Origin of the sequence: Pseudomonas fluorescens, from assembly GCF_900215245.1 — a bacterium.
Taxonomy (GTDB): Bacteria; Pseudomonadota; Gammaproteobacteria; order Pseudomonadales; family Pseudomonadaceae; genus Aquipseudomonas; species Aquipseudomonas fluorescens.
The window spans coordinates 1489229-1515087 of the sequence record NZ_LT907842.1; the positions used below are offsets into that span (position 1 = coordinate 1489229).

Annotated in this window: 21 protein-coding genes, 2 tRNA genes and 2 rRNA genes; 10 read left to right on the forward strand and 15 right to left on the reverse strand. The window is 57.5% G+C overall.

Going from position 1 to position 25859, the window contains the following annotated elements; all coding sequences use genetic code 11:
* Positions 1-78: 78 nt before the first annotated feature.
* The 5 genes from CPH89_RS07060 to tyrS all read right to left on the reverse strand — a co-directional run bounded on the left by CPH89_RS07060 (position 79) and on the right by tyrS (position 6775).
* Positions 79-2970, reverse strand: a 23S ribosomal RNA gene (locus CPH89_RS07060).
* A gap of 250 nt (positions 2971-3220) precedes the next feature.
* Positions 3221-3296, reverse strand: a tRNA-Ala gene (locus tag CPH89_RS07065).
* 30 nt (positions 3297-3326) lie between these two features.
* Positions 3327-3403, reverse strand: a tRNA-Ile gene (locus CPH89_RS07070).
* Positions 3404-3485: 82 nt separating this feature from the next.
* A 16S ribosomal RNA gene (locus CPH89_RS07075) occupies positions 3486-5022 on the reverse strand.
* Together the 16S and 23S rRNA genes with 2 tRNA genes alongside form the textbook arrangement of a ribosomal RNA operon.
* Before the next feature lie 553 nt (positions 5023-5575).
* Positions 5576-6775 carry a tyrosine--tRNA ligase gene (gene tyrS / locus CPH89_RS07085; protein WP_053258288.1) on the reverse strand — a complete coding sequence of 400 codons (1200 nt, stop codon included), beginning with the start codon at positions 6773-6775 and terminating at the stop codon, positions 5576-5578.
* A gap of 209 nt (positions 6776-6984) precedes the next feature.
* Here tyrS and CPH89_RS07090 point away from each other — a divergent pair, with 209 nt between their 5' ends.
* Positions 6985-8397, forward strand: coding sequence for a peptidoglycan DD-metalloendopeptidase family protein (locus CPH89_RS07090; protein ID WP_053258289.1), 1413 nt, complete (start codon positions 6985-6987; stop codon positions 8395-8397).
* Positions 8398-8400: 3 nt separating this feature from the next.
* A complete protein-coding gene (locus CPH89_RS07095; RefSeq protein ID WP_053258290.1) occupies positions 8401-9492 on the forward strand; it encodes an anhydro-N-acetylmuramic acid kinase in 1092 nt (363 codons plus the stop codon).
* Positions 9493-9569: 77 nt separating this feature from the next.
* On the opposite strand, the gene erpA is transcribed toward CPH89_RS07095, so the two are convergent.
* Complete coding sequence (gene erpA, locus CPH89_RS07100; RefSeq protein ID WP_003176443.1) at positions 9570-9920, reverse strand: iron-sulfur cluster insertion protein ErpA; 351 nt, start codon at positions 9918-9920, stop codon at positions 9570-9572.
* Between the two features lie 164 nt (positions 9921-10084).
* On the reverse strand, positions 10085-11119 hold the full coding sequence (gene argC / locus CPH89_RS07105; RefSeq protein WP_053258291.1) for an N-acetyl-gamma-glutamyl-phosphate reductase: 1035 nt from the start codon (positions 11117-11119) through the stop codon (positions 10085-10087).
* A 136-nt stretch (positions 11120-11255) separates the two neighbouring features.
* Here argC and hemJ point away from each other — a divergent pair, with 136 nt between their 5' ends.
* The 6 genes from hemJ to coq7 all read left to right on the forward strand — a co-directional run bounded on the left by hemJ (position 11256) and on the right by coq7 (position 15701).
* On the forward strand, positions 11256-11684 hold the full coding sequence (gene hemJ, locus CPH89_RS07110) for a protoporphyrinogen oxidase HemJ (protein WP_053258292.1): 429 nt from the start codon (positions 11256-11258) through the stop codon (positions 11682-11684).
* Positions 11685-11708: 24 nt separating this feature from the next.
* Positions 11709-12671 (forward strand): NAD(P)H-dependent flavin oxidoreductase, encoded by a 963-nt coding sequence (locus CPH89_RS07115; RefSeq protein ID WP_053258293.1) that lies wholly within the window; start codon positions 11709-11711, stop codon positions 12669-12671.
* 65 nt (positions 12672-12736) lie between these two features.
* Positions 12737-13702 carry a DUF805 domain-containing protein gene (locus CPH89_RS07120; RefSeq protein ID WP_053258294.1) on the forward strand — a complete coding sequence of 322 codons (966 nt, stop codon included), beginning with the start codon at positions 12737-12739 and terminating at the stop codon, positions 13700-13702.
* A gap of 63 nt (positions 13703-13765) precedes the next feature.
* Entirely contained in the window at positions 13766-14554 is a 789-nt protein-coding gene (locus CPH89_RS07125; RefSeq protein WP_053258295.1) for an SDR family NAD(P)-dependent oxidoreductase, read from the forward strand.
* A 45-nt stretch (positions 14555-14599) separates the two neighbouring features.
* Positions 14600-14938 (forward strand): histidine triad nucleotide-binding protein, encoded by a 339-nt coding sequence (locus tag CPH89_RS07130; RefSeq protein WP_003210943.1) that lies wholly within the window; start codon positions 14600-14602, stop codon positions 14936-14938.
* Positions 14939-15053: 115 nt separating this feature from the next.
* The gene (gene coq7, locus CPH89_RS07135) at positions 15054-15701 is read left to right on the forward strand and encodes a 2-polyprenyl-3-methyl-6-methoxy-1,4-benzoquinone monooxygenase (RefSeq protein WP_053258296.1); all 648 of its coding nucleotides are present in this window, start codon (positions 15054-15056) and stop codon (positions 15699-15701) included.
* Between the two features lie 64 nt (positions 15702-15765).
* Here coq7 and CPH89_RS07140 read toward each other — a convergent pair whose 3' ends face one another.
* Positions 15766-16188 (reverse strand): OsmC family protein, encoded by a 423-nt coding sequence (locus CPH89_RS07140; RefSeq protein WP_017138086.1) that lies wholly within the window; start codon positions 16186-16188, stop codon positions 15766-15768.
* 249 nt (positions 16189-16437) lie between these two features.
* Here CPH89_RS07140 and crp point away from each other — a divergent pair, with 249 nt between their 5' ends.
* Complete coding sequence (gene crp, locus CPH89_RS07145) at positions 16438-17082, forward strand: cAMP-activated global transcriptional regulator CRP (protein WP_053258297.1); 645 nt, start codon at positions 16438-16440, stop codon at positions 17080-17082.
* Here crp and CPH89_RS07150 read toward each other — a convergent pair.
* From CPH89_RS07150 to CPH89_RS07165, 4 genes are read right to left on the reverse strand one after another with little or no spacing between them, the layout of a single operon-like run.
* Positions 17079-17774, reverse strand: a complete 696-nt coding sequence (locus CPH89_RS07150) for a lipoate--protein ligase family protein (protein ID WP_053258298.1) — start codon at positions 17772-17774, stop codon at positions 17079-17081. The two genes, crp and CPH89_RS07150, sit on opposite strands and share 4 nt — an antisense overlap.
* A 42-nt stretch (positions 17775-17816) precedes the next feature.
* Positions 17817-18653, reverse strand: coding sequence for an indole-3-glycerol phosphate synthase TrpC (gene trpC / locus CPH89_RS07155; RefSeq protein WP_053258299.1), 837 nt, complete (start codon positions 18651-18653; stop codon positions 17817-17819).
* A complete protein-coding gene (gene trpD / locus CPH89_RS07160) occupies positions 18650-19699 on the reverse strand; it encodes an anthranilate phosphoribosyltransferase (RefSeq protein WP_053258300.1) in 1050 nt (349 codons plus the stop codon). The genes trpC and trpD overlap by 4 nt, the downstream gene beginning before the upstream one ends.
* 9 nt (positions 19700-19708) lie before the next feature.
* Positions 19709-20302, reverse strand: a complete 594-nt coding sequence (locus tag CPH89_RS07165) for an aminodeoxychorismate/anthranilate synthase component II (protein WP_053258301.1) — start codon at positions 20300-20302, stop codon at positions 19709-19711.
* 423 nt (positions 20303-20725) lie between these two features.
* Here CPH89_RS07165 and estP point away from each other — a divergent pair, with 423 nt between their 5' ends.
* Positions 20726-22648, forward strand: coding sequence for an esterase EstP (gene estP, locus CPH89_RS07170; protein WP_053258302.1), 1923 nt, complete (start codon positions 20726-20728; stop codon positions 22646-22648).
* A gap of 135 nt (positions 22649-22783) precedes the next feature.
* Here the strand turns inward: estP and trpE are convergent, their stop codons facing one another.
* The 3 genes from trpE to rpe all read right to left on the reverse strand — a co-directional run bounded on the left by trpE (position 22784) and on the right by rpe (position 25823).
* On the reverse strand, positions 22784-24265 hold the full coding sequence (trpE, locus tag CPH89_RS07175) for an anthranilate synthase component I (RefSeq protein WP_053258303.1): 1482 nt from the start codon (positions 24263-24265) through the stop codon (positions 22784-22786).
* Between the two features lie 68 nt (positions 24266-24333).
* Positions 24334-25152: a phosphoglycolate phosphatase gene (locus CPH89_RS07180; protein ID WP_053258304.1), complete on the reverse strand. Its 819-nt coding sequence runs from the start codon at positions 25150-25152 to the stop codon at positions 24334-24336.
* On the reverse strand, positions 25149-25823 hold the full coding sequence (gene rpe / locus CPH89_RS07185) for a ribulose-phosphate 3-epimerase (RefSeq protein WP_046035020.1): 675 nt from the start codon (positions 25821-25823) through the stop codon (positions 25149-25151). The genes CPH89_RS07180 and rpe overlap by 4 nt, the downstream gene beginning before the upstream one ends.
* Between the last annotated feature and the right edge of the window lie 36 nt (positions 25824-25859).

Consider the following 25859-nt stretch of genomic DNA (forward strand, 5'->3'; position numbering starts at 1 on the left):
TCTATCGTCTTCACACACCGCAATCTGATGCTTCTGCTTGTTTCCAAGTCAGGAGTAGTCAAATTGCTTGGGTGTTATATGGTCAAGCCTCACGGGCAATTAGTATTGGTTAGCTCAACGCCTCACAGCGCTTACACACCCAACCTATCAACGTCGTAGTCTTCGACGGCCCTTCAGGGGACTCAAGGTCCCAGTGAGATCTCATCTTGAGGCTAGTTTCCCGCTTAGATGCTTTCAGCGGTTATCTATTCCGAACATAGCTACCCGGCAATGCCACTGGCGTGACAACCGGAACACCAGAGGTTCGTCCACTCCGGTCCTCTCGTACTAGGAGCAGCCCCTCTCAAATCTCAAACGTCCACGGCAGATAGGGACCGAACTGTCTCACGACGTTCTAAACCCAGCTCGCGTACCACTTTAAATGGCGAACAGCCATACCCTTGGGACCGGCTTCAGCCCCAGGATGTGATGAGCCGACATCGAGGTGCCAAACACCGCCGTCGATATGAACTCTTGGGCGGTATCAGCCTGTTATCCCCGGAGTACCTTTTATCCGTTGAGCGATGGCCCTTCCATACAGAACCACCGGATCACTAAGACCTACTTTCGTACCTGCTCGACGTGTCTGTCTCGCAGTCAAGCGCGCTTTTGCCTTTATACTCTACGACCGATTTCCGACCGGTCTGAGCGCACCTTCGTACTCCTCCGTTACTCTTTAGGAGGAGACCGCCCCAGTCAAACTACCCACCATACACTGTCCTCGATCCGGATAACGGAACTGAGTTAGAACCTCAAAGTTGCCAGGGTGGTATTTCAAGGTTGGCTCCACGCGAACTGGCGTCCACGCTTCAAAGCCTCCCACCTATCCTACACAAGCAAATTCAAAGTCCAGTGCAAAGCTATAGTAAAGGTTCACGGGGTCTTTCCGTCTAGCCGCGGATACACTGCATCTTCACAGCGATTTCAATTTCACTGAGTCTCGGGTGGAGACAGCGCCGCCATCGTTACGCCATTCGTGCAGGTCGGAACTTACCCGACAAGGAATTTCGCTACCTTAGGACCGTTATAGTTACGGCCGCCGTTTACCGGGGCTTCGATCAAGAGCTTCGCGTTAGCTAACCCCATCAATTAACCTTCCGGCACCGGGCAGGCGTCACACCCTATACGTCCACTTTCGTGTTTGCAGAGTGCTGTGTTTTTAATAAACAGTCGCAGCGGCCTGGTATCTTCGACCGGCATGAGCTTACGGAGCAAGTCCTTCACCCTCACCGGCGCACCTTCTCCCGAAGTTACGGTGCCATTTTGCCTAGTTCCTTCACCCGAGTTCTCTCAAGCGCCTTGGTATTCTCTACCCAACCACCTGTGTCGGTTTGGGGTACGGTTCCTGGTTACCTGAAGCTTAGAAGCTTTTCTTGGAAGCATGGCATCAACCACTTCGTCATCTAAAAGATAACTCGTCATCAGCTCTCGGCCTTAGAATCCCGGATTTACCTAAGATTCCAGCCTACCACCTTAAACTTGGACAACCAACGCCAAGCTGGCCTAGCCTTCTCCGTCCCTCCATCGCAATAACCAGAAGTACAGGAATATTAACCTGTTTTCCATCGACTACGCTTTTCAGCCTCGCCTTAGGGACCGACTAACCCTGCGTCGATTAACGTTGCGCAGGAAACCTTGGTCTTTCGGCGTGGGTGTTTTTCACACCCATTGTCGTTACTCATGTCAGCATTCGCACTTCTGATACCTCCAGCAAGCTTCTCAACTCACCTTCACAGGCTTACAGAACGCTCCTCTACCGCATCACTTACGTGATACCCGTAGCTTCGGTGTATGGTTTGAGCCCCGTTACATCTTCCGCGCAGGCCGACTCGACTAGTGAGCTATTACGCTTTCTTTAAAGGGTGGCTGCTTCTAAGCCAACCTCCTAGCTGTCTAAGCCTTCCCACATCGTTTCCCACTTAACCATAACTTTGGGACCTTAGCTGACGGTCTGGGTTGTTTCCCTTTTCACGACGGACGTTAGCACCCGCCGTGTGTCTCCCATGCTCGGCACTTGTAGGTATTCGGAGTTTGCATCGGTTTGGTAAGTCGGGATGACCCCCTAGCCGAAACAGTGCTCTACCCCCTACAGTGATACATGAGGCGCTACCTAAATAGCTTTCGAGGAGAACCAGCTATCTCCGAGCTTGATTAGCCTTTCACTCCGATCCACAGGTCATCCGCTAACTTTTCAACGGTAGTCGGTTCGGTCCTCCAGTTAGTGTTACCCAACCTTCAACCTGCCCATGGATAGATCGCCCGGTTTCGGGTCTATTCCCAGCGACTAGACGCCCTATTAAGACTCGCTTTCGCTACGCCTCCCCTATTCGGTTAAGCTCGCCACTGAAAATAAGTCGCTGACCCATTATACAAAAGGTACGCAGTCACAGAACAAAGTCTGCTCCCACTGCTTGTACGCATACGGTTTCAGGATCTATTTCACTCCCCTCTCCGGGGTTCTTTTCGCCTTTCCCTCACGGTACTAGTTCACTATCGGTCAGTCAGTAGTATTTAGCCTTGGAGGATGGTCCCCCCATATTCAGACAAAGTTTCTCGTGCTCCGTCCTACTCGATTTCATGACTAAGAGATTTTCGCGTACAGGGCTATCACCCACTATGGCCGCACTTTCCAGAGCGTTCCGCTAATCTCAAAGCCACTTAAGGGCTAGTCCCCGTTCGCTCGCCACTACTAAGGGAATCTCGGTTGATTTCTTTTCCTCAGGGTACTTAGATGTTTCAGTTCCCCTGGTTCGCCTCTTACGCCTATGTATTCAGCGTAAGATAACCATCTTATGATGGCTGGGTTCCCCCATTCAGACATCTCCGGATCAAAGTCTGTTTGCCGACTCCCCGAAGCTTTTCGCAGGCTACCACGTCTTTCATCGCCTCTGACTGCCAAGGCATCCACCGTATGCGCTTCTTCACTTGACCATATAACCCCAAGCAATCTGGTTATACTGTGAAGACAACATTCGCCGAAAATTCGATAATACTCAATTACGAGTAACTCACAAATTTTACCTTAGCCTGATCCGTTACCAGTGAAAGTAACGTTCAGTCTATCTTTCTATCACATACCCAAATTTTTAAAGAACGATCTAATCAAAGACTAGAAATCAACATTCACCATCATCACAATGGAATGCTCATTTCTAAGCTTTCGAAACTTCAGAAGCAGTAGTGGTGGAGCCAAACGGGATCGAACCGTTGACCTCCTGCGTGCAAGGCAGGCGCTCTCCCAGCTGAGCTATGGCCCCGTATTTCTACAGGCGTTTCCCACACAAAATTGGTGGGTCTGGGCAGATTCGAACTGCCGACCTCACCCTTATCAGGGGTGCGCTCTAACCAACTGAGCTACAGACCCAATTTCGGGCTGCTTCTTATCGTCTTCTTCAATGAATCAAGCAATTCGTGTGGGAACTTATGGAGCAGCTGATGTCGTCGATTAAGGAGGTGATCCAGCCGCAGGTTCCCCTACGGCTACCTTGTTACGACTTCACCCCAGTCATGAATCACACCGTGGTAACCGTCCTCCCGAAGGTTAGACTAGCTACTTCTGGTGCAACCCACTCCCATGGTGTGACGGGCGGTGTGTACAAGGCCCGGGAACGTATTCACCGCGACATTCTGATTCGCGATTACTAGCGATTCCGACTTCACGCAGTCGAGTTGCAGACTGCGATCCGGACTACGATCGGTTTTGTGGGATTAGCTCCACCTCGCGGCTTGGCAACCCTCTGTACCGACCATTGTAGCACGTGTGTAGCCCAGGCCGTAAGGGCCATGATGACTTGACGTCATCCCCACCTTCCTCCGGTTTGTCACCGGCAGTCTCCTTAGAGTGCCCACCATTACGTGCTGGTAACTAAGGACAAGGGTTGCGCTCGTTACGGGACTTAACCCAACATCTCACGACACGAGCTGACGACAGCCATGCAGCACCTGTCTCAATGTTCCCGAAGGCACCAATCTATCTCTAGAAAGTTCATTGGATGTCAAGGCCTGGTAAGGTTCTTCGCGTTGCTTCGAATTAAACCACATGCTCCACCGCTTGTGCGGGCCCCCGTCAATTCATTTGAGTTTTAACCTTGCGGCCGTACTCCCCAGGCGGTCAACTTAATGCGTTAGCTGCGCCACTAAGAGCTCAAGGCTCCCAACGGCTAGTTGACATCGTTTACGGCGTGGACTACCAGGGTATCTAATCCTGTTTGCTCCCCACGCTTTCGCACCTCAGTGTCAGTATTAGTCCAGGTGGTCGCCTTCGCCACTGGTGTTCCTTCCTATATCTACGCATTTCACCGCTACACAGGAAATTCCACCACCCTCTACCATACTCTAGTCAGTCAGTTTTGAATGCAGTTCCCAGGTTGAGCCCGGGGATTTCACATCCAACTTAACAAACCACCTACGCGCGCTTTACGCCCAGTAATTCCGATTAACGCTTGCACCCTCTGTATTACCGCGGCTGCTGGCACAGAGTTAGCCGGTGCTTATTCTGTCGGTAACGTCAAAACACTAACGTATTAGGTTAATGCCCTTCCTCCCAACTTAAAGTGCTTTACAATCCGAAGACCTTCTTCACACACGCGGCATGGCTGGATCAGGCTTTCGCCCATTGTCCAATATTCCCCACTGCTGCCTCCCGTAGGAGTCTGGACCGTGTCTCAGTTCCAGTGTGACTGATCATCCTCTCAGACCAGTTACGGATCGTCGCCTTGGTGAGCCATTACCTCACCAACTAGCTAATCCGACCTAGGCTCATCTGATAGCGCAAGGCCCGAAGGTCCCCTGCTTTCTCCCGTAGGACGTATGCGGTATTAGCGTCCGTTTCCGAACGTTATCCCCCACTACCAGGCAGATTCCTAGGCTTTACTCACCCGTCCGCCGCTCTCAAGAGAAGCAAGCTTCTCTCTACCGCTCGACTTGCATGTGTTAGGCCTGCCGCCAGCGTTCAATCTGAGCCATGATCAAACTCTTCAGTTCAAACATCTTTGGGTTTTTAAGAAACCCTAAACTTGGCTCAGCAATCGTTGGTTACATCTTTGATTTCTCGCGGAGTAACTTGTGATGCTGATAATCTTGTTGACTATCAGTCTGACTCCACAAGCACCCACACGAATTGCTTGATTCAGTTGTTAAAGAGCGGTTGGTTAAGATCTTTCGTCTCAACCGAGGCGCGCATTCTACAGCAGCCTCATTTGCTGTCAAGTGATTATTTTCAGAAGTTTTCGAGGAATTCCTCAACAACTTCAACCACTTGCGCTTCCGATCTCTCGTTAGCGGGAGGCGAATTCTACAGCGTTACACGCTGCTGTCAACACCTCTTTTTCTCCGCTTTCGACCGAGAGGATCGAAACGTTAATAGAGCCAAACAACACTGCCCTACCAACTCCTTCTGGGCTTCGATGACCTGAAGCAACTCGCTGTCGAATCCCGCATAACTTCTTGTTTACCAAGGAGTTTTCCGTTTCGACTGCGCCGGAAGTGGGGCGAATTATAGACAGATATAATTCGCCGTCAACACCTAATTCCAGCTTTATTCGGATTTGAGCGTAATACGCGCAAATGCCTTCTTGCCAGCCTGACAAACATGGGTAGCGCCCAGCTCGTATATAAAGGTGCGATCGACAACCTCACCATCTATACGCACACCACCGGAACCCAAAAGGTCGCGAGCAACCGCAGAGTTCTTCACCAGGCCCGCCTTATTAAGGACGGCAGCGATCGGCATCGCTTCAGCAGCAGTCAATTCGATCTCCGGCAGATCATCCGGCAGCTCGCCATCCTTCATACGGTTACCCGCCGCACGATGAGCACTCGCCGCAGCCTCCTCACCGTGGAAGCGCGCAACAATCTCCTCCGCCAACTTGATCTTCACATCACGCGGATTGGCGCCCGCCTCGACTTCAGCGCGCAGCGCATTAATCTCATCCATCGAACGGAAGCTCAGCAGCTCGAAGTAACGCCACATCAGCGCATCTGGAATCGAAACCAGCTTGCCATACATAACACCCGGCGCTTCCTGGATACCCACATAGTTACCCAAGGACTTGGACATCTTCTTGACGCCATCCAACCCCTCCAGCAACGGCATGGTCAGAATGCACTGAGCCTCTTGGCCGTATGCGCGCTGCAACTCACGCCCCATCAGCAGGTTGAACTTCTGATCGGTGCCGCCAAGCTCAACGTCCGCGCGCAGTGCCACCGAGTCATACCCTTGTACCAGCGGGTAGAGGAACTCATGAATCGCAATAGGCTGATTGGTGGAGTAGCGCTTGTCAAAATCATCACGCTCAAGCATACGTGCCACAGTGTACTGGGAGGTGAGGCGAATGAAATCTGCCGGCCCCATCTGGTCCATCCAGGTGGAGTTGAATGCCACCTCGGTCTTGGCCGGATCGAGAATCTTGAACACCTGAGTCTTGTAGGTCTCGGCATTATCGAGAACCTGCTCACGCGTCAACGGTGGGCGCGTGGCGCTCTTGCCGCTCGGATCACCGATCATCCCGGTGAAGTCACCTATAAGGAAGATGACCTGGTGCCCCAGTTCCTGGAACTGGCGCAGCTTGTTAATAAGCACGGCATGACCCAAGTGCAGGTCTGGCGCCGTTGGATCGAAGCCAGCCTTAATACGCAGGGGCTGGCCACGCTTGAGCTTTTCGATCAGCTCGGCCTCGACCAACAGTTCTTCCGCACCACGTTTTATCAGCGCTAGCTGCTCTTCAACCGACTTCATAACAGACCCGCAAGGCTCAGATTCAAAAGGGAACCAACCATACAAGATCAGGGACTAATTACAAGTTTTGCCCTGCGCACGGACACCGTTCAGCAAGCCCAGCGTTCGCGAGCTTGCGCCACAGATGATTTGGTTATATTTTATACAGTTATTTCATCTTCATCATGTCATTCATCTTTTCCATTTCATCTTCAAAGTCAAAATTACTTATGACCACAGAACCGTCTAAAGCGCCGCCGCTTTACCCGAAGACCCACCTGCTCGCCGCAAGTGGTATCGCCGCCCTTCTCAGCCTGGCACTCCTGGTATTCCCTTCCAGTGACGTAGAAGCCAAACGAACATCCCTGAGCCTTGACCTGGAAAGTCCAGTTGAACAACTGACACAAGATCAAGACGCTTCTGACGCGCAACAAGCCACAAACGCGCCAGCCGATTCACCGTTTGCACAGATAGAAAGCACACCCGAAGACACTCAACACGCCGCTCAAGAGCCGGCTGCAGCGGTCCCCCAAAAGAATCCCCTGCACCGCGAAGTCATCGTCGCCAAAGGCGATACGCTTTCAACGCTGTTCGAAAAGGTCGGCCTGCCCACCTCTGCTGTTAATGAGGTGCTGGCCAGCGATAAACAAGCCAAGCAATTTACCCAGCTCAAACACGGCCAGAAGCTTGAGTTCGAATTGGCGCCCAATGGCCAACTGAAGAACCTGCACAGCAATGTCAGCGACCTCGAAAGCATTACCCTCACCAAGGGCGCCAAAGGCTTTGCCTTCAATCGCATCACCACCAAACCGGTAATGCGCTCAGCTTACGTGCACGGTGTGATCAACAGTTCATTGTCACAATCGGCCGCCCGCGCCGGCTTGTCACACAGCATGACCATGGACATGGCCAGCGTATTTGGCTACGACATCGATTTCGCCCAGGACATTCGCCAGGGTGACGAATTCGACGTGATCTACGAACAGAAAGTAGCCAACGGTAAGGTGGTCGGCACCGGCGCCATTCTTTCCGCGCGCTTCACCAACCGTGGCAAGACCTACACCGCTGTTCGCTACACCAACAAACAAGGCAATAGCAGCTACTACACCGCTGATGGCAATAGCATGCGCAAAGCCTTCATCCGCACGCCAGTGGACTTCGCTCGCATCAGTTCGCGTTTCTCCATGGGTCGCAAGCATCCAATCCTCAACAAAATCCGCGCCCACAAAGGCGTCGACTATGCCGCTCCACGTGGCACGCCAATCAAAGCGGCCGGTGATGGCAAGGTCCTGCTGGCCGGACGTCGCGGTGGCTACGGCAATACCGTGATCATCCAGCACGGCAACACCTACCGCACGCTGTACGGCCATATGCAAGGGTTTGCCAAAGGCGTCTCCACGGGCAGCAACGTGAAGCAAGGCCAGGTGATCGGCTACATCGGCACTACCGGCCTGTCCACCGGCCCGCATTTGCACTATGAGTTCCAGGTCAACGGCGTCCACGTCGACCCATTGGGCCAGAAGCTGCCGATGGCCGACCCTATCGCCAAAGCCGAGCGCGCGCGCTTCCTGCAACAAAGCCAGCCATTGATGGCACGCATGGACCAGGAGCGCTCTACCCTGCTGGCCTCGGCGAAGCGTTAAGGTATGCCGCTCTATATAGGCGTGATGTCCGGGACCAGCCTCGATGGCCTGGACATCGCTCTGATCGAGCAAGCCCCGGCGATCAACTTGATCGCCACTCACTACATTCCTATGCCTGAAACCCTGCGCGCCGAACTGCTAGGCCTGTGCGCCAGCGGCCCTGACGAAATCGCCCGCTCGGCGATTGCCCAGCAACACTGGGTGACACTTGCAGCCCAAGGCATCCACGCCTTGCTGGCCCAGCAGAACCTCACGCCTCAGGACATTCGCGCAATTGGCAGCCACGGCCAGACCATTCGCCACGAACCTGCACGGGGCTTTACCGTACAGATCGGCAACCCGGCCCTGCTGACCGAGCTGACTGGCATTACCGTCGTCAGTGATTTTCGCAGTCGCGACGTTGCCGCCGGAGGCCAGGGTGCACCATTAGTGCCGGCCTTTCATGAAGCATTATTCGGGGAACGTACCGGCAACCGCGCGGTGTTAAATATCGGCGGGTTCAGCAACCTCAGCCTGATCGAGACCGGCAAACCTGTCGCCGGCTTCGACTGCGGCCCAGGCAACGTGTTGCTTGACGCCTGGATTAACCATCAACGTGGCGAACAGTTTGATCGCGACGGCCAATGGGCCGCCAGTGGCAAAGTCGAGACTCAGCTGCTCAACGCGCTGCTCAGCGACCCCTTCTTCCTGACCAGGGGCCCGAAAAGTACCGGCCGTGAAGTCTTCAACCTGGGATGGCTGCAACATCACCTCGGCCGATTGCCGGCGTTTCAACCCGAGGATGTACAAGCAACCCTGCTTGAGCTGACCGCATCGACCATCGTCGAGTCCCTGCAAGCCGCACAAGCCGACACCGAAACCTTGTTGGTCTGTGGTGGCGGCGCGCATAACGCCGCACTGATGAGCCGTCTGGCGGCGCTGTTGCCGTCCACCCAAGTGAGCAGCACCGCCACTTACGGCGTGGACCCCGACTGGGTTGAAGCCATGGCCTTCGCCTGGCTGGCCCATTGCTGCCTGGAAGGCATCGCCGCCAACCGCCCGAGCGTCACCGGCGCACACGGGCTGCGGGTGCTGGGCGCGATCTACCCCGCCTGACTACCCTGCAAAATCTGCAGACAGCAAAACGCCGCGTGGCCCATTAAGCCATGCGGCGTTTTTGTATCCGCTGCCGATCAGATCGAGAACGAAGACCCGCAACCACAGGTGGTGGTGGCGTTTGGGTTCTTGATCACGAAACGCGAACCTTCAAGCCCTTCCTGGTAATCCACCTCGGCACCTGCCAGGTATTGGAAGCTCATCGGGTCCACGACCAGGCTGACGCCCTCGCGCTCGACGATGGTGTCATCATCGGCTACATCTTCATCGAAGGTAAAACCGTACTGAAACCCTGAACAACCGCCGCCCGTAACAAATACGCGCAGCTTCAAGCGATCATTACCCTCTTCATCGACCAGGCTCTTCACCTTGTGCGCAGCACCGTGGGTGAATTGCAAAGCCGTGGGGGTGAAGGACTCAACGCTCATGCTGATAATCTCCCGGCGTACCGCCGCCATATGCGTAATGACGGGCATTATCCGCTTCTCCTAGAAAAGCGGTCAACTATTGTTACGGTATATCAATCTGCGCTGCCGCCATTAAAAACACAAAAGGCCCGATCAACGGGCCTTTTGCAATCAACCGCGAAGCCTTAAGGCAACATGCCCGCATGGGACAAGCCCAGCTTCTCGTCCAGGCCGAACAGGATGTTCATGTTCTGCACCGCCTGGCCCGACGCGCCTTTGACCAGGTTATCGATCACCGACAACACCACCACCAAGTCGCCATCCTGCGGCCGGTGAATCGCGATACGGCACACGTTGGCGCCGCGCACGCTGCGGGTTTCCGGGTGGCTGCCGGCAGGCATTACATCGACGAACGGTTCGTTGGCATAACGCTTTTCAAACAGCGCCTGCAGGTCTACCGAGCGATCGACAACGGTTGCGTACAGCGTGGAGTGAATGCCACGGATCATCGGCGTCAGGTGCGGAACGAAGGTCAGGCCCACATCCTTACCGGCAGCACGACGCAGCCCCTGGCGGATTTCCGGCAAATGACGATGTCCTTTTACTGCATAGGCCTTCATGCTTTCCGAGGTCTCGGAGTACAACGAACCCACGGCAGCACCACGACCGGCGCCGCTGACGCCCGACTTGCAGTCCGCAATCAGGCGCGAAGTGTCCGCCAACCCGGCTTCCAGCAATGGCAGGAACCCCAACTGCGTCGCGGTGGGATAGCAACCCGGCACCGCAATCAGGCGCGCCTGCTTGATGTGCTCGCGATTGACTTCCGGCAGGCCATACACCGCCTCCTCCAACAACTCAGGAGCGCCGTGCGGCTGGCCGTACCACTTGGCCCACTCATCGGCGTCCTGTAGACGGAAGTCAGCCGACAGATCAATGACTTTGGTCCCGGCAGCCAGCAGTTCGCCAGCCAGTGCATGGGCCACTCCGTGCGGGGTAGCAAAGAACACCACATCACACGCGCCGAGGGTCTTGATGTCCGGAACGCTGAATGCCAGGCCGTCATAGTGACCTCGCAGGTTCGGGTACATGTCGGCAACGGCCAGCCCGGCCTCGGATCGGGAGGTGATGACCACCACCTCAGCTTGCGGATGCTGAGCCAACAGACGCAGCAATTCGACACCGGTGTAACCCGTGCCGCCGACGATACCGACCTTGACCATAAACCTGCCCTCAACGAACCCACTGGAAAGCCGTCGATAATAGGGGCCGTATCGTCCTGCGACAACCGTCAACGTGACGTAAGGGCGCATGAGCCACTACTATCTTCAGTTACCGTGAACCTGGGAATAACTAGAAATGCTCTATCTATGGGTCAAAGCCTTCCACATCGTCAGCATCGTCTGCTGGTTTGCCGCGCTGTTCTACCTGCCACGCCTGTTCGTCTACCACGCACAAAGTGAAGACACCGTCAGCAAAGAACGCTTCAGCGTCATGGAGCGCAAGCTGTACCGCGGCATCATGGGCCCGGCGATGATTGCCAGCCTGGTGTTCGGGGCTTGGCTGATCTACCTCAACCCCGCCATCTTTCAATCCGGCGCGTGGATCCACGCCAAGCTGACGCTGGTGGTACTGCTGATCGGCTACCACCATATGTGCGGCGGACAGGTAAAACGCTTCGCCCGTGGCGAAAACACCCGCAGCCACGTCTTTTATCGCTGGTTCAACGAAGTGCCCGTTCTGATATTGCTGGCTATCGTAATTTTGGTCGTGGTCAAACCGTTCTAATTCCAATTACTCGGGGTACCTCCAATGTCATTGCCTGCTTTGCTCGAACAACGTCTGCGCTTGCCCGTCGTGGCTGCACCGATGTTTCTGATTTCCAACCCGCAACTGGTCCTGGCTTGCTGTCGCAATGGGGTGGTCGGGAGCTTCCCGGCGCTCAACCAGCGCGAAAGCAGCGGTTTCAAGGCCTGGCTGGAAGAAATCGAAGCGGGCCTGGCACCACTGGACAACCCTGCGCCGTATGCCGTGAACCTGATCGTGCACAACAGCAACCCACGGCTGGAAGCCGACCTGGCGATCTGCGTCGAGCACAAAGTACCGATCGTCATCACCAGCCTGGGCGCAGTAAAGGAATTGGTCGACGCCGTGCACAGCTACGGCGGCCTGGTGTTTCACGATGTCACCACTCGGCGCCATGCCGAGAAAGCCGCAGAAGCCGGTGTTGACGGCCTGATTGCCGTGGCTGCAGGTGCCGGCGGCCATGCGGGCACGTGGAGCCCATTTTCGCTGATTGCCGAGATTCGCCAATTCTTCGACAAGACCCTGCTGCTGGCCGGTTGCCTCAACCATGGGCACGAGATTCTCGCCGCCCAGGTGCTGGGCGCTGACCTGGCGTACTTCGGCACGCGCTTTATCGGCACGACTGAAAGCCACGCCCCGGATGCCTATAAAGAGATGCTGCTCACATCGCGCGCCGCCGACATCGTGCACACTCCCGCAGTCTCTGGCGTACCTGCGAGCTTTATGCGCCAGAGCCTGGAAAACGCCGGTTTCGACCTCGCTGCCTTACAAGGCAAAGGTGAAGTAAACTTCGGCTCCAAGCTCAAACCGTTGAGCGACGAGGCCAAAGCCTGGAAAACTGTATGGTCCGCCGGCCAGGGCGTCGGTGAGATTAATGATTTGCCCAGCGTCGATGAACTGATTGCCCGCCTGGATGCCGAATACCGCAAGGCTCGCGAGCAGGCAGCACAACTTCGCTGGCCACGCTGACCACCGTCAGGCCTGTCTACTGCAGGCCTGGATAACCTCCCTGATTAAGAGACAAGGATGCCCGCATGAGCGACAACCGTTTCAAGATTGTGTTTGACGGGGCCTTGCTCCCGGGTGTCGAAAGCACCACTGCCAAGCTCAACCTCGCCGAACTGTTCAAAAGCGACGTGGCAGCCATCGAAAAGCTTTTTACCGGCCGCCCGGTTGCGCTCAAGCGTGACCTGTCCCGTTCCGATGCCGAAACTTACCTCACAGCACTGAAAAACGCCGGGGTCGATGCACGTATCGAACCTGAGCAACCTGTGGCATTCAGCCTGGCCGAAGCTCACGAGACGGATAGCAGCGCGTCTGACTTCTCACGCTCCGCTACTTCGCCCTACGCTCCACCGCGCGCCGCAGTGGGTGACCACACCGAGGAATACTCGACACTCAAGGTCTTCACTATCAACGGGCGTATCGGGCGTCTGCGGTATCTCGCCTGGACGCTGGTGTTGACCCTGGCAATGCTGGTCGCTGGCGGCATCATCAGCACCGCGAGCTTTGCCGTGGCGACCGCCTCGCCGACCGCCGGCATCATTCTCGGCTCGCTGCTGGGCTTCGCGCTGGTTGTTGCGATTGTCTGGGTCAGTGTGCAAATCGGTGTGCAACGCCTGCACGACCTGGGTTGGTCGGGCTGGCTGTGGTTCCTGCACCTGGTGCCCCTGGTGAACAGCGTCTTCCCGATCCTGTTGCTGGTGTTGCCGGGTAACGCCGGCGCCAACCAATACGGCGCACCGCCTCCGCGCAACTCCACTGCAGTGAAAGTGTTGGCGGCCCTGTGGCTGGCATTCATTCCGGTGATGTTCGCCATTCTGGTGACGCTGGGTATGAACGGCTACTTGAACCAACTCGAAGCCAATATGGACAGCAGCTACGAAAGCAGCTCCATCACCTCCGATGACGCCACCGATCAAAGCGTCACCGTTGATGAAGAAGACAGCGCGCAAAGTGCTGAGGACACGGCCGAACCTGTAGACTCTCCAGAACAGTGAAGAAACGCCCGCCGCCTGTGATGCCTCTGTCACAGGCCCGGCGGCGTTGCGATGGAGAAAGGCATGACCCGTTACGCTCTGATCACCGGCGCCTCCAGCGGCATCGGCCTGGCTTTGGCCGAAGCACTGGCTCGTCGCGGCCGCAGCTTGATTCTGGTGGCCCGCCAGCGTGATCAGTTGGAAAGCATTGCAATCGAATTGACTCAACGCTTTGGCGTCGAGGTGCTGTTTCGTGCCTGCGACCTGGGCGAGCCGTTGCGCTTGTCCGGGTTTCTGCTGGAGCTTGAAGAAGGTGAGCGCCAGATAGACCTGCTGGTCAATTGCGCCGGTATGGGCACCAGCGGGCCGTTCCTGGCCCAGGACTGGATGACCGAGCAAGACCTGATCGAAGTCAACATCCTGGCCCTCACGCGTATGTGTCATGCCCTGGGTAACGCCATGGCCCTGAATGGTGGAGGCCAGATTCTCAACGTTGCCTCGGTCGCGGCCTTTCAACCGGGCCCATGGATGAGCAGTTACTACGCCAGCAAGGCTTATGTGCTGCACTTCTCCGAAGGCCTGCGCGAAGAGCTCAAGACCTGTGGCATCAAGGTCTCGGTCCTCTGCCCCGGCCCGACACGCACTGCGTTCTTCGGCACTGCGCAAATGGACACCGCCAAGCTCGACCGCAGCCAACAGCTGATGAGCCCGGAAGAAGTCGCGCTCTACACCATGCGCGCACTGGAAAAAAACAAAGCCATCATCATTCCCGGGCGGCGCAACCGTTGGCTGGCCTTCAGCCCGCGGTTCAGCCCACGCTGGCTGACGCGCAAGATTGCCGGCGCGATCAACAAGGCCTATTGCCCACGCTGACTGGCTGGGTACACTCCCCTGCACTTTCACAATGGAGAAACAGCTGTGGATACTCTGTTCACCAAGATCATCAACAGGGAAATACCCGCGAAGATCATCTATGAAGATGACCAGGTCCTCGCCTTCCACGATATTGCCCCAATGGCGCCCGTGCATTTTCTGGTAATTCCGAAAAAGCCGATTCGTACGCTCAACGACCTTACCGAAGAAGACAAAGCCCTCGCTGGCCACATTTTGTTCACCGCTCAGCGATTGGCGGTGGAGCAAGGCTGCGAGAAAGGCTTTCGCGTGGTCATGAACTGCAATGAGGATGGCGGCCAGACCGTTTATCACATTCATATGCACGTGCTGGGTCAGCGCCAGATGAACTGGCCACCGGGCTGATCGACCTGCAACAACGGTCGCAGCCCGGGGCTGCGACCCTATGCCCTGACTCAGCGCAAACGCATCACCCTGTCTTGCGGTAAACTGGCCGCCGAGATTCTTTCCGGAGGTCAGCATGACTACCCAACGTCACTACTCGCCGATTGACCGTCTGTTGCTGCAAGCCGACACGGCCATGCGCACGCTGTTGCCGTTCAGCGGCCAACCGTACCGCCCATCGCCGGCCATCGTGCAGCCGGACGCGCAGATGAGCGAAACCGACACCCGTCATGTTGCCGGCCTGATGCGCATCAACCATACCGGCGAAGTCTGTGCCCAGGCGTTGTACCAAGGCCAGGCGCTGACCGCCAAGCTGCCGCAAGTACGCGCAGCGATGGAACATGCGGCCGAAGAAGAGATCGACCACCTGGCCTGGTGCGAGCAACGTATTCGCCAGCTCGGCAGCCACCCCAGCGTGCTCAACCCACTGTTTTACGGTTTGTCGTTCGGTATCGGCGCGGCTGCCGGGTTGATCAGCGACAAGGTCAGCCTCGGTTTTGTCGCCGCCACGGAACATCAGGTCTGCAAACACCTGGATGAACACCTGGAGCAACTGCCGGCCGAAGACGAAAAGTCCCGCGCCATTCTTGAACAAATGCGCATTGATGAAGAACATCACGCCGATAGCGCACTGGATGCCGGCGGCTTCCGCTTCCCGGCACCGGTGCGGTTTGGCATGAGCCTGCTGGCCAAGGTCATGACCAAAAGCACCTATCGAATCTAAGTGCCTCAAAACTGATCCACAAAAAAGGGCGCTATCGAAGCGCCCTTTTCTTTTGCCGTGTGTCTCAACCCAACTCGATGATCTCGTAATCATGAGTGATCGCTACACCAGCCGCACCGAGCATGATCGACGCCGAGCAATACTTCTCGGCAGACAGCTCGATGGCACGCTTGACCTGAGCCTCTTTCAGCGCCCGGCCCTTCACCACGAAATGCATGTGGATCTTGGTGAATACCTTGGGATCTTCAGTGGCGCGCTCGGCTTCCAGGAAGGCTTCGCAGCTTTCCACGGCCTGACGGGATTTCTTCAGGATGCTGACCACGTCGAAATTGCTGCAACCGCCGACACCCAGCAGGAGCATTTCCATGGGGCGTACGCCCAGGTTACGGCCACCGGCGTCCGGCGGGCCATCCATGACCACTACATGGCCACTGCCCGACTCACCGAGGAACATGGCCTCGCCCGCCCATTGGATGCGTGCCTTCATCGCCCAGACTCCACTGCTAAAAAAGGGTCGCCAGCTTAGCACAGGGCTTTGAAACCGCAGCGTCCAGCATGAAAGTGATAAATAGCAGTCTCTGCCGAGCAAATTCCTTAATCGAGGCAGAATGTGTCTGTTAAGCTGGCGCCAATTCAATGGCGCATTGCCATCCTTTGTACAGCGTGTATCAATGCCGACGCCGCTGGATAGAAAAATAAATCCAACCACACCGTGCAGTCTTTCCGGGATACAACCATGGTTGCTCTTACTCCCACACCCAAAATCAAGAACCTCGACAAACTGTTGATGCATTGCCAGCGCCGGCGCTATCCGGCCAAGCACAACATCATCTGTGCGGGCGAACGTTCGGAAACACTGTTCTTCATTATCAAGGGCTCGGTCACCATCCTGATTGAGGATGAAGATGGCCGCGAAATGATCATCGCCTACCTCAATACCGGCGATTTCTTTGGGGAACTGGGCCTGTTTGAACAGGCGGGCAAAGAGCAGGAACGCAGCGCCTGGGTGCGGGCCAAGATCGAGTGCGAAGTGGCTGAGATCAGTTACACGAAGTTCCGCGAACTGGCCCAGCATGATCCCGACATCCTGTACGCCCTGAGCGGTCAGATCGCCCAACGGCTGCGCGACACCACCCGTAAAGTGGGTGACCTGGCGTTCTTTGATGTTACCGGCCGCGTGGCCCGTTGCCTGCTGGAACTGTGTAAGCAACCAGACGCCATGACCCATCCTGACGGCATGCAGATCAAAGTCACGCGCCAGGAAATCGGGCGCATTGTCGGCTGCTCACGGGAAATGGTCGGTCGCGTGCTCAAGGACCTGGAAGAACGCAACCTGGTACACGTCAAAGGCAAGACGATGGTGGTGTTCGGTACGCGTTAAACCGGCAGGAACCCGGCCAGCATCTGACGGTACAACGCATCCAGCCGGGTGATCGCATCCGGCGCGGGAAACGCTTCGTGCAAGGCAATATGGCTGTCGGCACGCACCCGCTGGTCGAGGCCACACGCTTCATTGAAGCGATTGACCGCCGCAATCAACGCCTCGCGATCGTTATCCAGCAATAAAGCACCGTGCACCAACCCCACCGGCCGCCCGCCGCTCTGCCGCCAGCGCTGGGCGGTGCCCACCATCTTGCGACCATTGAGGTTGACGTTGTAACGGCCGTCGCAGAAGGCGCCGTCAATCTCACCGACACTGGCATCGCCCCCCAACTCAATCAGAAAGTCACAGATCGGCTGGCACAAACGCTGGTAGCCGGTTTCGATCCGCCCTTGATCGCCTTCACTGCGCGGTGGCGCGTAAACCAGCGCGATATTAACGGTCGCGGCGGACTGCGGCACCGGCTCACCGCCGGTTTCGCGCAGCAATACCGGCCAACCGGCCTCGGCCGAGATCTGGCTGGCCGCATCAAACGCCGGCAAGCGGCTCAACCGGCGCGGCATGACCAAGGCCTGATCACTGGGCTGCCAAAACAGCAGGCCAAATGCTTGCTCGCCCGCGCAAACGGCCGCCAGCAGGTCTTGCTCGGCGGCAAGGCCTGCTTCAACTGTCATCGGCACTGGCTTGAGCATCGAACACCTATCGCCATAAATAGACACACAACCGCACTTCAATCAATCCAGGGTCGAACCGCTGACGGCCACGCCACGCTCAGGGAAGAACAGACGTTGCAGTTCCGCGCCCGGGTTCTCGGCGCGCATGAAGGTCTCGCCCACCAGGAACGAATACACACCGCTGATTTCCATCAGTTCAACATCGGCGCGGTTGACGATGCCACTTTCGGTAATCACCAAGCGGTCGCGCGGAATACGTGGCAGCAGGTCGAGCGTGTTTTCCAGGCTGACCTCAAATGTATGCAGGTTACGGTTGTTGACCCCCACCAACGGTGTGTCGAGGGTTTTCAGCGCTCGCTCAAGTTCGTCGCCGTCGTGCACTTCGACCAGCACATCCAGGCCGACGCTTTTGGCGACTGCCGCCAACTCTGCCATTTTCACGTCATCCAGCGCCGAGACGATCAGCAACACACAGTCGGCGCCCAAGGCACGGGCTTCGACGATCTGGTAAGGGTCGACCATGAAGTCCTTGCGGATCACCGGCAACTTGCACGCAGCGCGGGCCTGCTGCAGGAACAGATCGGAACCCTGGAAGAAATCGATATCGGTCAGCACCGACAAACACGTGGCGCCGCCCTTCTCGTAGCTCTTGGCAATGTCTTCAGGAATGAAGATCTCGCGAATCACGCCCTTGCTGGGTGAAGCTTTTTTGATCTCAGCAATGACGGCGGGCTGCTTTTCCTTCGCCTGCTTGATCATCGCATTGGCAAAGCCACGCGGAGCATCGGCGCTTTTCGCCAGGCTTTCCAGCTCGGCCAGGCTGACACGGGCGCGACGCTCGGCGACTTCTTCAGCCTTGCGGGCCAGGATCTTTTCCAGAACGGTCGGAACACTCATCCTTCATTCTCCATTTTGAACACCGCAGTAAAGGCACCCAGTTCTTCGAGTTTCTCGCGAGCGAGCCCGGTATGCAAAGCATCATGAGCGAGGGCCACGCCCTCTTTAAGACTGTAGGCATGATCCGCGGCATACAGCGCCGCGCCGGCATTGAGCACAATCATTTCTGCCGCTTTCTGGCCATTTTCAGTCTTGCGGCGCCCCAAAGCATCACGAATCAGCTCCAGGGACGCTGCCGGGCTCTCCACTGAGAGGCCATGCAAACTCTGGCTTTTCATGCCGAGGTCTTCAGGTTCGACCCAATATTCAGTGACCTGATCGTTCTTCAGCTCCGCCACAAAGGTCGGTGCCGCCAGGCTGAACTCGTCCAGGCCATCTTTGGAATGCACCACCAATACATGCTTGCTGCCCAGGCGCTGCAGCACTTCAGCCAATGGCCGGCACAGGGCCTGGCTGAACACGCCTACCACCTGATGTTTCACACCGGCCGGATTCGTAAGCGGGCCAAGCATGTTGAACAGGGTACGCAGGCCAAGGTCCTTGCGCGGGCCGGCGGCGTGTTTCATCGCGCCGTGATGGGATTGGGCAAACATGAAGCCAATGCCGACGCTGTCGATGCAGCGAGCCACTTGTACGGGCGTGAGGTTCAGGTAGATCCCGGCGGCTTCCAACAAGTCGGCACTGCCGCTTTTGCCGGAGACCGCACGGTTACCGTGTTTGGCCACGGTGCAGCCGGCCGCTGCGACCACAAAGGACGCCGCCGTGGACACGTTGAAAATATTCGCACCGTCACCGCCGGTGCCGACCACATCGACCACACCGTCGAGGGTCTTGAGTTCGACCTTGTCCGCCAGCTCCCGCATGACCGATACGGCACCGACGATTTCGTCGATGCTTTCGCTCTTCATGCGCATCGCCATCATGAACGCGCCAATCTGCGCATCGGTGCATTGACCGGTCATGATCTCACGCATCACATCGCTCATTTCAGCGGTGCTCAGGTCCAGGTGGCCGACGATACGGCTCAGGGCAGTCTTGATATCCATGGAAAGTCCTTAGCGCGTGCCGCCGCTTTGCTTGAGAAAGTTGGCGAACAGCTCGTAGCCCTGCTCGGTCAGGATTGACTCGGGGTGAAACTGCACCCCTTCGATATTCAGTGTCTTGTGGCGCAGGCCCATGATCTCGTCGACGGAGCCGTCTTCCAATTGGGTCCAGGCTGTCAGTTCCAGGCACTCGGGCAGGGTTTCACGCTTGACCACCAGCGAGTGGTAACGGGTTACCGTCACCGGCAGGTTCAACCCGTGGAATACACCGAGGTCTTTATGGAACACCGGGCTGGTCTTGCCGTGCATCACCTGGCGGGCGCGCACCACATCACCGCCAAAGGCCTGGCCGATGGACTGGTGGCCCAGGCACACGCCCAGAATCGGCAATTTGCCGGCGAAATACTGGATGGCTTCGAGCGAAATGCCCGCTTCGGTCGGCGTGCAAGGGCCAGGCGAAACCACAATACGCTCCGGGTTCAGGGCAGCGATTTCGGCAACCGTCAGTTCATCGTTACGCACCACCTTGACCTCGGCACCGAGTTCGCCCAGGTACTGCACAACGTTGTAGGTAAAGGAATCGTAGTTATCAATCATCAGCAACATGTGGGTTCAAACCTCTTGAATTCACTGATTTCGAATGACCGCCTTCCAAGAGAGTGTCCCGCTGCCAGACGCACGTTCCGGTTGCCAGGGTTAGCCGGCAAGGGGCGTCGAACAACGGGTGAAGAAGGCAAATCGGTACAGGTCCGGCCGGGCCGGCAGAGAAAAATGTCAGGCGCGCCAACGCCAACGGGCGTGTGCCTTGACTACTCGCATCAAGAGTTTGCTGATGATCAACACGGGAAGGGTCTCATTCATACGTTCAGGCACAGTAACGTAGCCTCGCCAGCGGTGCAATATGGAGCAGCGAATACGGGGTAATCACTACGGTGTCTTTATAGGAAAAAATAGTTTTCTTCGACGAAAACCCTCACTACATTGCTAGTGTTTCGCATCCGATACAAAAACAACTAAATGGAATTTCGCATGCTCAGACCACCGTTGTTCGCACCCCTCGCCGGCGCCCTCTTGTCCCTGGCCTGCGCGCAGGCGTTTGCAGCCCCTTCACCCTATTCAACCATGGTCGTTTTTGGCGACAGCCTGGCAGACGCCGGCCAGTTCCCCGACGGCTCGGCCGGCGCCACTTTGCGCTTCACCAACCGCACCGGGCCGACCTTTCAGGGCAACTATGGCCTTGTCTCATCGACCCTCCTGGGTTCGAAACTGGGTGTCGCACCCAACGACCTGAATGCCTCCACCTCGCCGGTTCGCGCGGCACAAGGCCTGCCTGACGGGAACAACTGGGCGGTCGGCGGCTACCGTACCGACAACATCCTGGACTCCATCACCTCAGTCTCCAATGCAGCGATTCCACCTGGAAACCCCGGTGGCGGTACCGTTTTGCGCAGTCGCCAGGGTTATCTGCCGGCAAACGGCGGGCGGGCCGACCCGAACGCGCTGTATTTTCTGTCCGGTGGCGGCAATGACTTCCTGCAAGGGCGTGTGCTCAGCCCCGGTCAAGCGGTTGCCGCAGGTGGGCGCCTGGCCGACAGTGCCCAAGCCCTGCAACAGGCCGGGGCGCGGTACATCATGGTGTGGATGCTGCCCGACCTGGGCTTGACCCCCGCCATCAACGGCACGCCAGCGCAGGCAGCAAGCTCGGCCCTGAGCGGGATCTTCAACCAGTCACTGGTGCAACGCCTGTCGCAGATCGATGCCCAGATCATCCCGCTGAATATTCCGCTGCTGTTAAACGAAACCTTCGCTGACCCGGCCCGCTTTGGCTTGGCCACCGGGCAAAACCTCACGGGCACCTGCTTCAGCGGCAACAGCTGCACCGCCAACCCGATCTACGGCATCGGCGGCACCCAGCCGGACCCAACCAAGCTGATCTACAACGACTCGGTCCACCCCACCATTGCAGGCCAACAACTGATCGCCGACTACGCCTATTCCCTGCTTGCAGCCCCTTGGGAAATCACCTTGCTGCCGGAGATGGCCCAAGGCACCTTGCGCGCCCACCAGGATGAACTGCGCAACCAATGGCAGGCCGACAACGGCAACTGGCAAGCCGTCGGCCAATGGCGCGCGATCGTGGCCGGTGGTGGCCAGCACCTGGACTTCGATGATCAACGCAGCTCGGCCAGTGGCGACGGCAGTGGCTACAACGTGAATGTCGGCGGCAGCTACCGGTTCGACGACAACTGGCGCGTCGGTGTGGCCGCCGGGCTGTATCGCCAGACACTCGAAGTCGGCGCACGCGACTCGGACTACACGCTCAACAGCTACATGGGCACCGCCTTCGCTCAATACCAGCAAAATCACTGGTGGGCCGATGCGGCGCTGACCGGCGGCAAGCTGGACTTCGACAGCCTCAAGCGCAAGTTCGCCCTGGGCGTCAGTGAAGGCTCCGAAAAAGGCGACACCGATGGCTGGCTCTGGGCCTTGAGCGGCCGAGTAGGCTACGACATTGCTGGAGCCGGCAGCGATTGGCACCTGTCACCGTTTATCAGCGCCGACTATGCGCGGGTCGAAGTGAACGGTTACTCGGAAAAGGACAACCGCTCCACGGCACTGACGTTTGATGACCAGCAACGCGACTCCAAGCGTCTCGGCGTCGGCCTGCAGGGCAGCTACCGCGTCACCCCGCAAACCCAGGTGTTTGGTGAAGTGGCCCACGAGCACGAGTTCGAAAACGATGCTCAGAAGGTAAACATTTCACTCAACAGCGTGCAGGGAATCGACTTCAAGCTGGACGGCTACACACCTCGCAGCAATTCGGATCGCCTGAACCTCGGCATCAGCCACAAGCTGACTCAGGAACTGGCGTTGCGGGCGGTGTATAACGTGAGGAAGGATGACAGCCTGACCCAACAAGGAGTGAGTGTCGGGGTGAGTCTGGATTTCTGATGAAGTCTTAAGGACAGTAGATACCAATGTGGGAGCGGGCTTGCTCGCGAATACGGTGGATCAGCTACTTATTCAGTAACTGACACTGCGCATTCGCGGGCAAGCCCGCTCCCACATTTGGATCTGGGTCGACCGTTAACCCTGAGGAGTCTGCTCGGCCAACGCCACAGCCCGAAACATCGCGCGGCGTTTGTTCAGTGTTTCTTCCCATTCGAGCGCCGGCACCGAGTCAGCAACAATCCCGCCACCGGCCTGTACATGCAGTTCGCCATCCTTGATCACGGCGGTACGGATCGCAATCGCGGTGTCCATGTTGCCGTTCCAGGCGAAATACCCCACAGCGCCGCCGTATACACCACGCTTGACCGGTTCCAGTTCGTCGATGATTTCCATCGCGCGAATCTTTGGTGCACCCGACAACGTGCCCGCCGGCAGAATCGCGCGCAACGCGTCCATGGCGGTTAACCCGGCTTTCAGCTCGCCGGTGACGTTGGACACGATGTGCATCACGTTGGAATAGCGCTCGATCACCATCTTCTCGGTCAGCTTCACCGAACCGATTTCCGAAACGCGCCCGGTGTCGTTACGCCCCAGGTCGATCAGCATCAAGTGCTCGGCAATTTCCTTGTCGTCGCTGAGCAAGTCCTCTTCCAGCGCCAGATCAGCCTCTTCGGTCGCGCCACGCGGGCGAGTGCCGGCGATCGGGCGCACGGTAATCAGATTGTCTTCGACGCGCACCAGCACTTCCGGCGAACTGCCCACCACGTGGAAGTCACCGAAGTTGAAGAAATACATGTACGGCGTCGGGTTGAAGCAACGCAGCGCGCGATACAGATCGATCGGCGCCGCCTTGAAGTCGATGGACATGCGTTGCGACGGCACCACCTGCATGCAGTCACCGGCCAGGATGTATTCCTTGATCGTGTCGACCGCGCGCTCGTAGTCATCCTGAGTAAAGCTTGAACGAAAGATCGGGTCGGCAGCCGGCGGCCGGCTGAGGTCCAGGCCACGACGCGGGGTGATCGGCTGGCGCAGTTTTTCCAGCAAGGCTTCCAGGCTGGCCTGGCCTTGCTCGAAGGCATCGGCCTGGGAAGGGTCAGCGAGGACAATCGCGTGCATCTTACCGGCGAGGTTGTCGAACACCACCACCGCGTCAGAGACCATCAGCAGAATGTCCGGCACGCCCAGCGGATCTGGATTCGGGCATTTGCCCAGGCGTTTTTCCACATAACGCACGCAGTCGTAGCCGAAATACCCCACCAGGCCGCCGTTAAAGCGCGGCAGGCCGGCAATGGTCGGCACGTTGTAGCGGGCCTTGAACGCTTCGACGAAGGCCAGCGGGTCTTCGACGTCGTGGCTTTCGATCTCGACGCCGTCCTGGGTAATGCTCACATGGTGGTCATGCACGCGCAGCACGGTGCGGCACGGCAGGCCAATGATCGAGTAACGGCCCCATTTCTCGCCGCCCTGTACCGATTCCAGCAGGTAGGAATTGGGCTCGTCGGCCAGTTTCAGGTAGATCGACAGCGGCGTATCGAAGTCGGCCAAGGTTTCGCAGGCCAAGGGGATACGGTTATAGCCGGCAGCGGCCAAACGCAGGAATTCTTCGCGGATCATGAGGTGCCTCGTGGCTTGAGGGTCAAACGGTCAGGTGTGCAAACATGCCGCAGCGCGGCCAGGATCAGTCAGGCGCGCCAACGCCAGCGGGCCAGGGCCTTGATGACTTTCATCCAGAGTTTGCGAGTGACCACCACGATGGGATTTCCAGAAGGGGACGGTTCGGTATCGGGCAACGTTATCTCAGCGCCCGCTCCCAAGCAACCGGGGATTAGCAGTCGCAGGTCATCTATCACCAGTGCCGGCGATTCTTCGGCAATCGGCCGACCATGGTTGTAGCCGTAACTCAGGGCCACGCACTGCACACCGGCGGCTTTTGCGGCCAGCACGTCACTGCGCGAATCGCCGACAAACAACGATTGGGACGCCGGAATGTTGGCCATTTTCATCACGAAAAACAGCGCCGCCGGGTCGGGTTTCTTCTGCGGCAAGGTATCGCCACCGATGATCCAGCGGAAATAACGGCCAATTTTCATCTGGTCCAACAGCGGCGCGACAAAGCGCTCCGGCTTGTTGGTGATCAGGGCCATTTCCACGCCCTGCTTGTGCAGCCATTTGAGCGTATCGCGCACGCCGGGGTAAACCACGGTCAGTTCGTGACTGCTTTCATAGGCTGCATTGAACAATTCCAGGGCATGTTCGGCCTCGACATCATCGACGCCTTCAGCCTCGATATGGTTGGCCAGGGCCCGGCGCACCAGCATCTGCGCGCCATTGCCGACCCACTCGCGTACCGACTCGATACCCGCCGGCTTGCGCCCCAGCTTGAGCAGCATCTCGTCCACCGCCGCCGCCAGGTCTGGCACCGAGTCGATCAACGTACCGTCCAGATCGAACATCACCAGCCGTGGCAGTTTGCCGGGGAACAGCCGCTCAAAACCGCTCATGGACGCGCCAGCGCGAGTTCGGCACGCATCTTGTCGATGACTTCCTGGTAGTCCGGGGCGTTGAAGATCGCCGAGCCGGCCACGAAGGTGTCGGCCCCGGCAGCGGCGATCTCGCGGATATTGTTGACGTTGACCCCACCGTCGATTTCCAGGCGGATATCACGGCCCGACGCATCGATCAGCGCGCGGGCTTCGCGCAGCTTGTTCAGGGTGCCGGGGATGAACTTCTGGCCACCGAAGCCTGGGTTGACGCTCATCAGCAGGATCATGTCGACCTTGTCCATCACGTACTCAAGCACGCTCAACGGGGTCGCCGGGTTGAATACCAGGCCCGCCTTGCAGCCGCCTTCGCGGATCAGTTGCAGGGTGCGGTCGACGTGCAGCGAGGCTTCCGGGTGGAAGGTGATGTAGGTCGCACCAGCGTCAACGAAGTCGCCGATGATGCGATCCACCGGGCTGACCATCAGGTGCGCATCAATCGGCGCGGTGATGCCGTACTTGCGCAGTGCCGCGCACACCATCGGGCCGATGGTCAGGTTCGGCACGTAGTGGTTGTCCATGACATCGAAGTGCACGAAATCGGCACCGGCGGCCAATACCTTGTCCACTTCCTCACCCAGGCGGGCGAAATCGGCGGAGAGAATCGATGGAGCAATGACGAAGGGCTGCATGACGCACCTTTTTGAGCTAAATCACGATGGCGCGCA

Bases quoted from the DNA above. Each gene is read 5' to 3' on its own strand.
- CPH89_RS07140 (WP_017138086.1), bottom strand. From the start codon at position 16,188: ATGAAGGCACGCATCCAATGGGCGGGCGAGGCCATGTTCCTCGGTGAG.
- CPH89_RS07150 (WP_053258298.1), bottom strand. From the start codon at position 17,774: ATGCTCAAGCCAGTGCCGATGACAGTTGAAGCAGGCCTTGCCGCCGAG.
- CPH89_RS07125 (WP_053258295.1), top strand. From the start codon at position 13,766: ATGACCCGTTACGCTCTGATCACCGGCGCCTCCAGCGGCATCGGCCTG.
- trpD (WP_053258300.1), bottom strand. From the start codon at position 19,699: ATGGATATCAAGACTGCCCTGAGCCGTATCGTCGGCCACCTGGACCTG.
- CPH89_RS07090 (WP_053258289.1), top strand. From the start codon at position 6,985: ATGACCACAGAACCGTCTAAAGCGCCGCCGCTTTACCCGAAGACCCAC.
- CPH89_RS07115 (WP_053258293.1), top strand. From the start codon at position 11,709: ATGTCATTGCCTGCTTTGCTCGAACAACGTCTGCGCTTGCCCGTCGTG.
- erpA (WP_003176443.1), bottom strand. From the start codon at position 9,920: ATGAGCGTTGAGTCCTTCACCCCCACGGCTTTGCAATTCACCCACGGT.
- crp (WP_053258297.1), top strand. From the start codon at position 16,438: ATGGTTGCTCTTACTCCCACACCCAAAATCAAGAACCTCGACAAACTG.
- trpE (WP_053258303.1), bottom strand. From the start codon at position 24,265: ATGATCCGCGAAGAATTCCTGCGTTTGGCCGCTGCCGGCTATAACCGT.
- coq7 (WP_053258296.1), top strand. From the start codon at position 15,054: ATGACTACCCAACGTCACTACTCGCCGATTGACCGTCTGTTGCTGCAA.
- CPH89_RS07180 (WP_053258304.1), bottom strand. From the start codon at position 25,152: ATGAGCGGTTTTGAGCGGCTGTTCCCCGGCAAACTGCCACGGCTGGTG.
- argC (WP_053258291.1), bottom strand. From the start codon at position 11,119: ATGGTCAAGGTCGGTATCGTCGGCGGCACGGGTTACACCGGTGTCGAA.
- estP (WP_053258302.1), top strand. From the start codon at position 20,726: ATGCTCAGACCACCGTTGTTCGCACCCCTCGCCGGCGCCCTCTTGTCC.
- trpC (WP_053258299.1), bottom strand. From the start codon at position 18,653: ATGAGTGTTCCGACCGTTCTGGAAAAGATCCTGGCCCGCAAGGCTGAA.
- CPH89_RS07095 (WP_053258290.1), top strand. From the start codon at position 8,401: ATGCCGCTCTATATAGGCGTGATGTCCGGGACCAGCCTCGATGGCCTG.
- CPH89_RS07165 (WP_053258301.1), bottom strand. From the start codon at position 20,302: ATGTTGCTGATGATTGATAACTACGATTCCTTTACCTACAACGTTGTG.
- CPH89_RS07120 (WP_053258294.1), top strand. From the start codon at position 12,737: ATGAGCGACAACCGTTTCAAGATTGTGTTTGACGGGGCCTTGCTCCCG.
- tyrS (WP_053258288.1), bottom strand. From the start codon at position 6,775: ATGAAGTCGGTTGAAGAGCAGCTAGCGCTGATAAAACGTGGTGCGGAA.
- hemJ (WP_053258292.1), top strand. From the start codon at position 11,256: ATGCTCTATCTATGGGTCAAAGCCTTCCACATCGTCAGCATCGTCTGC.
- rpe (WP_046035020.1), bottom strand. From the start codon at position 25,823: ATGCAGCCCTTCGTCATTGCTCCATCGATTCTCTCCGCCGATTTCGCC.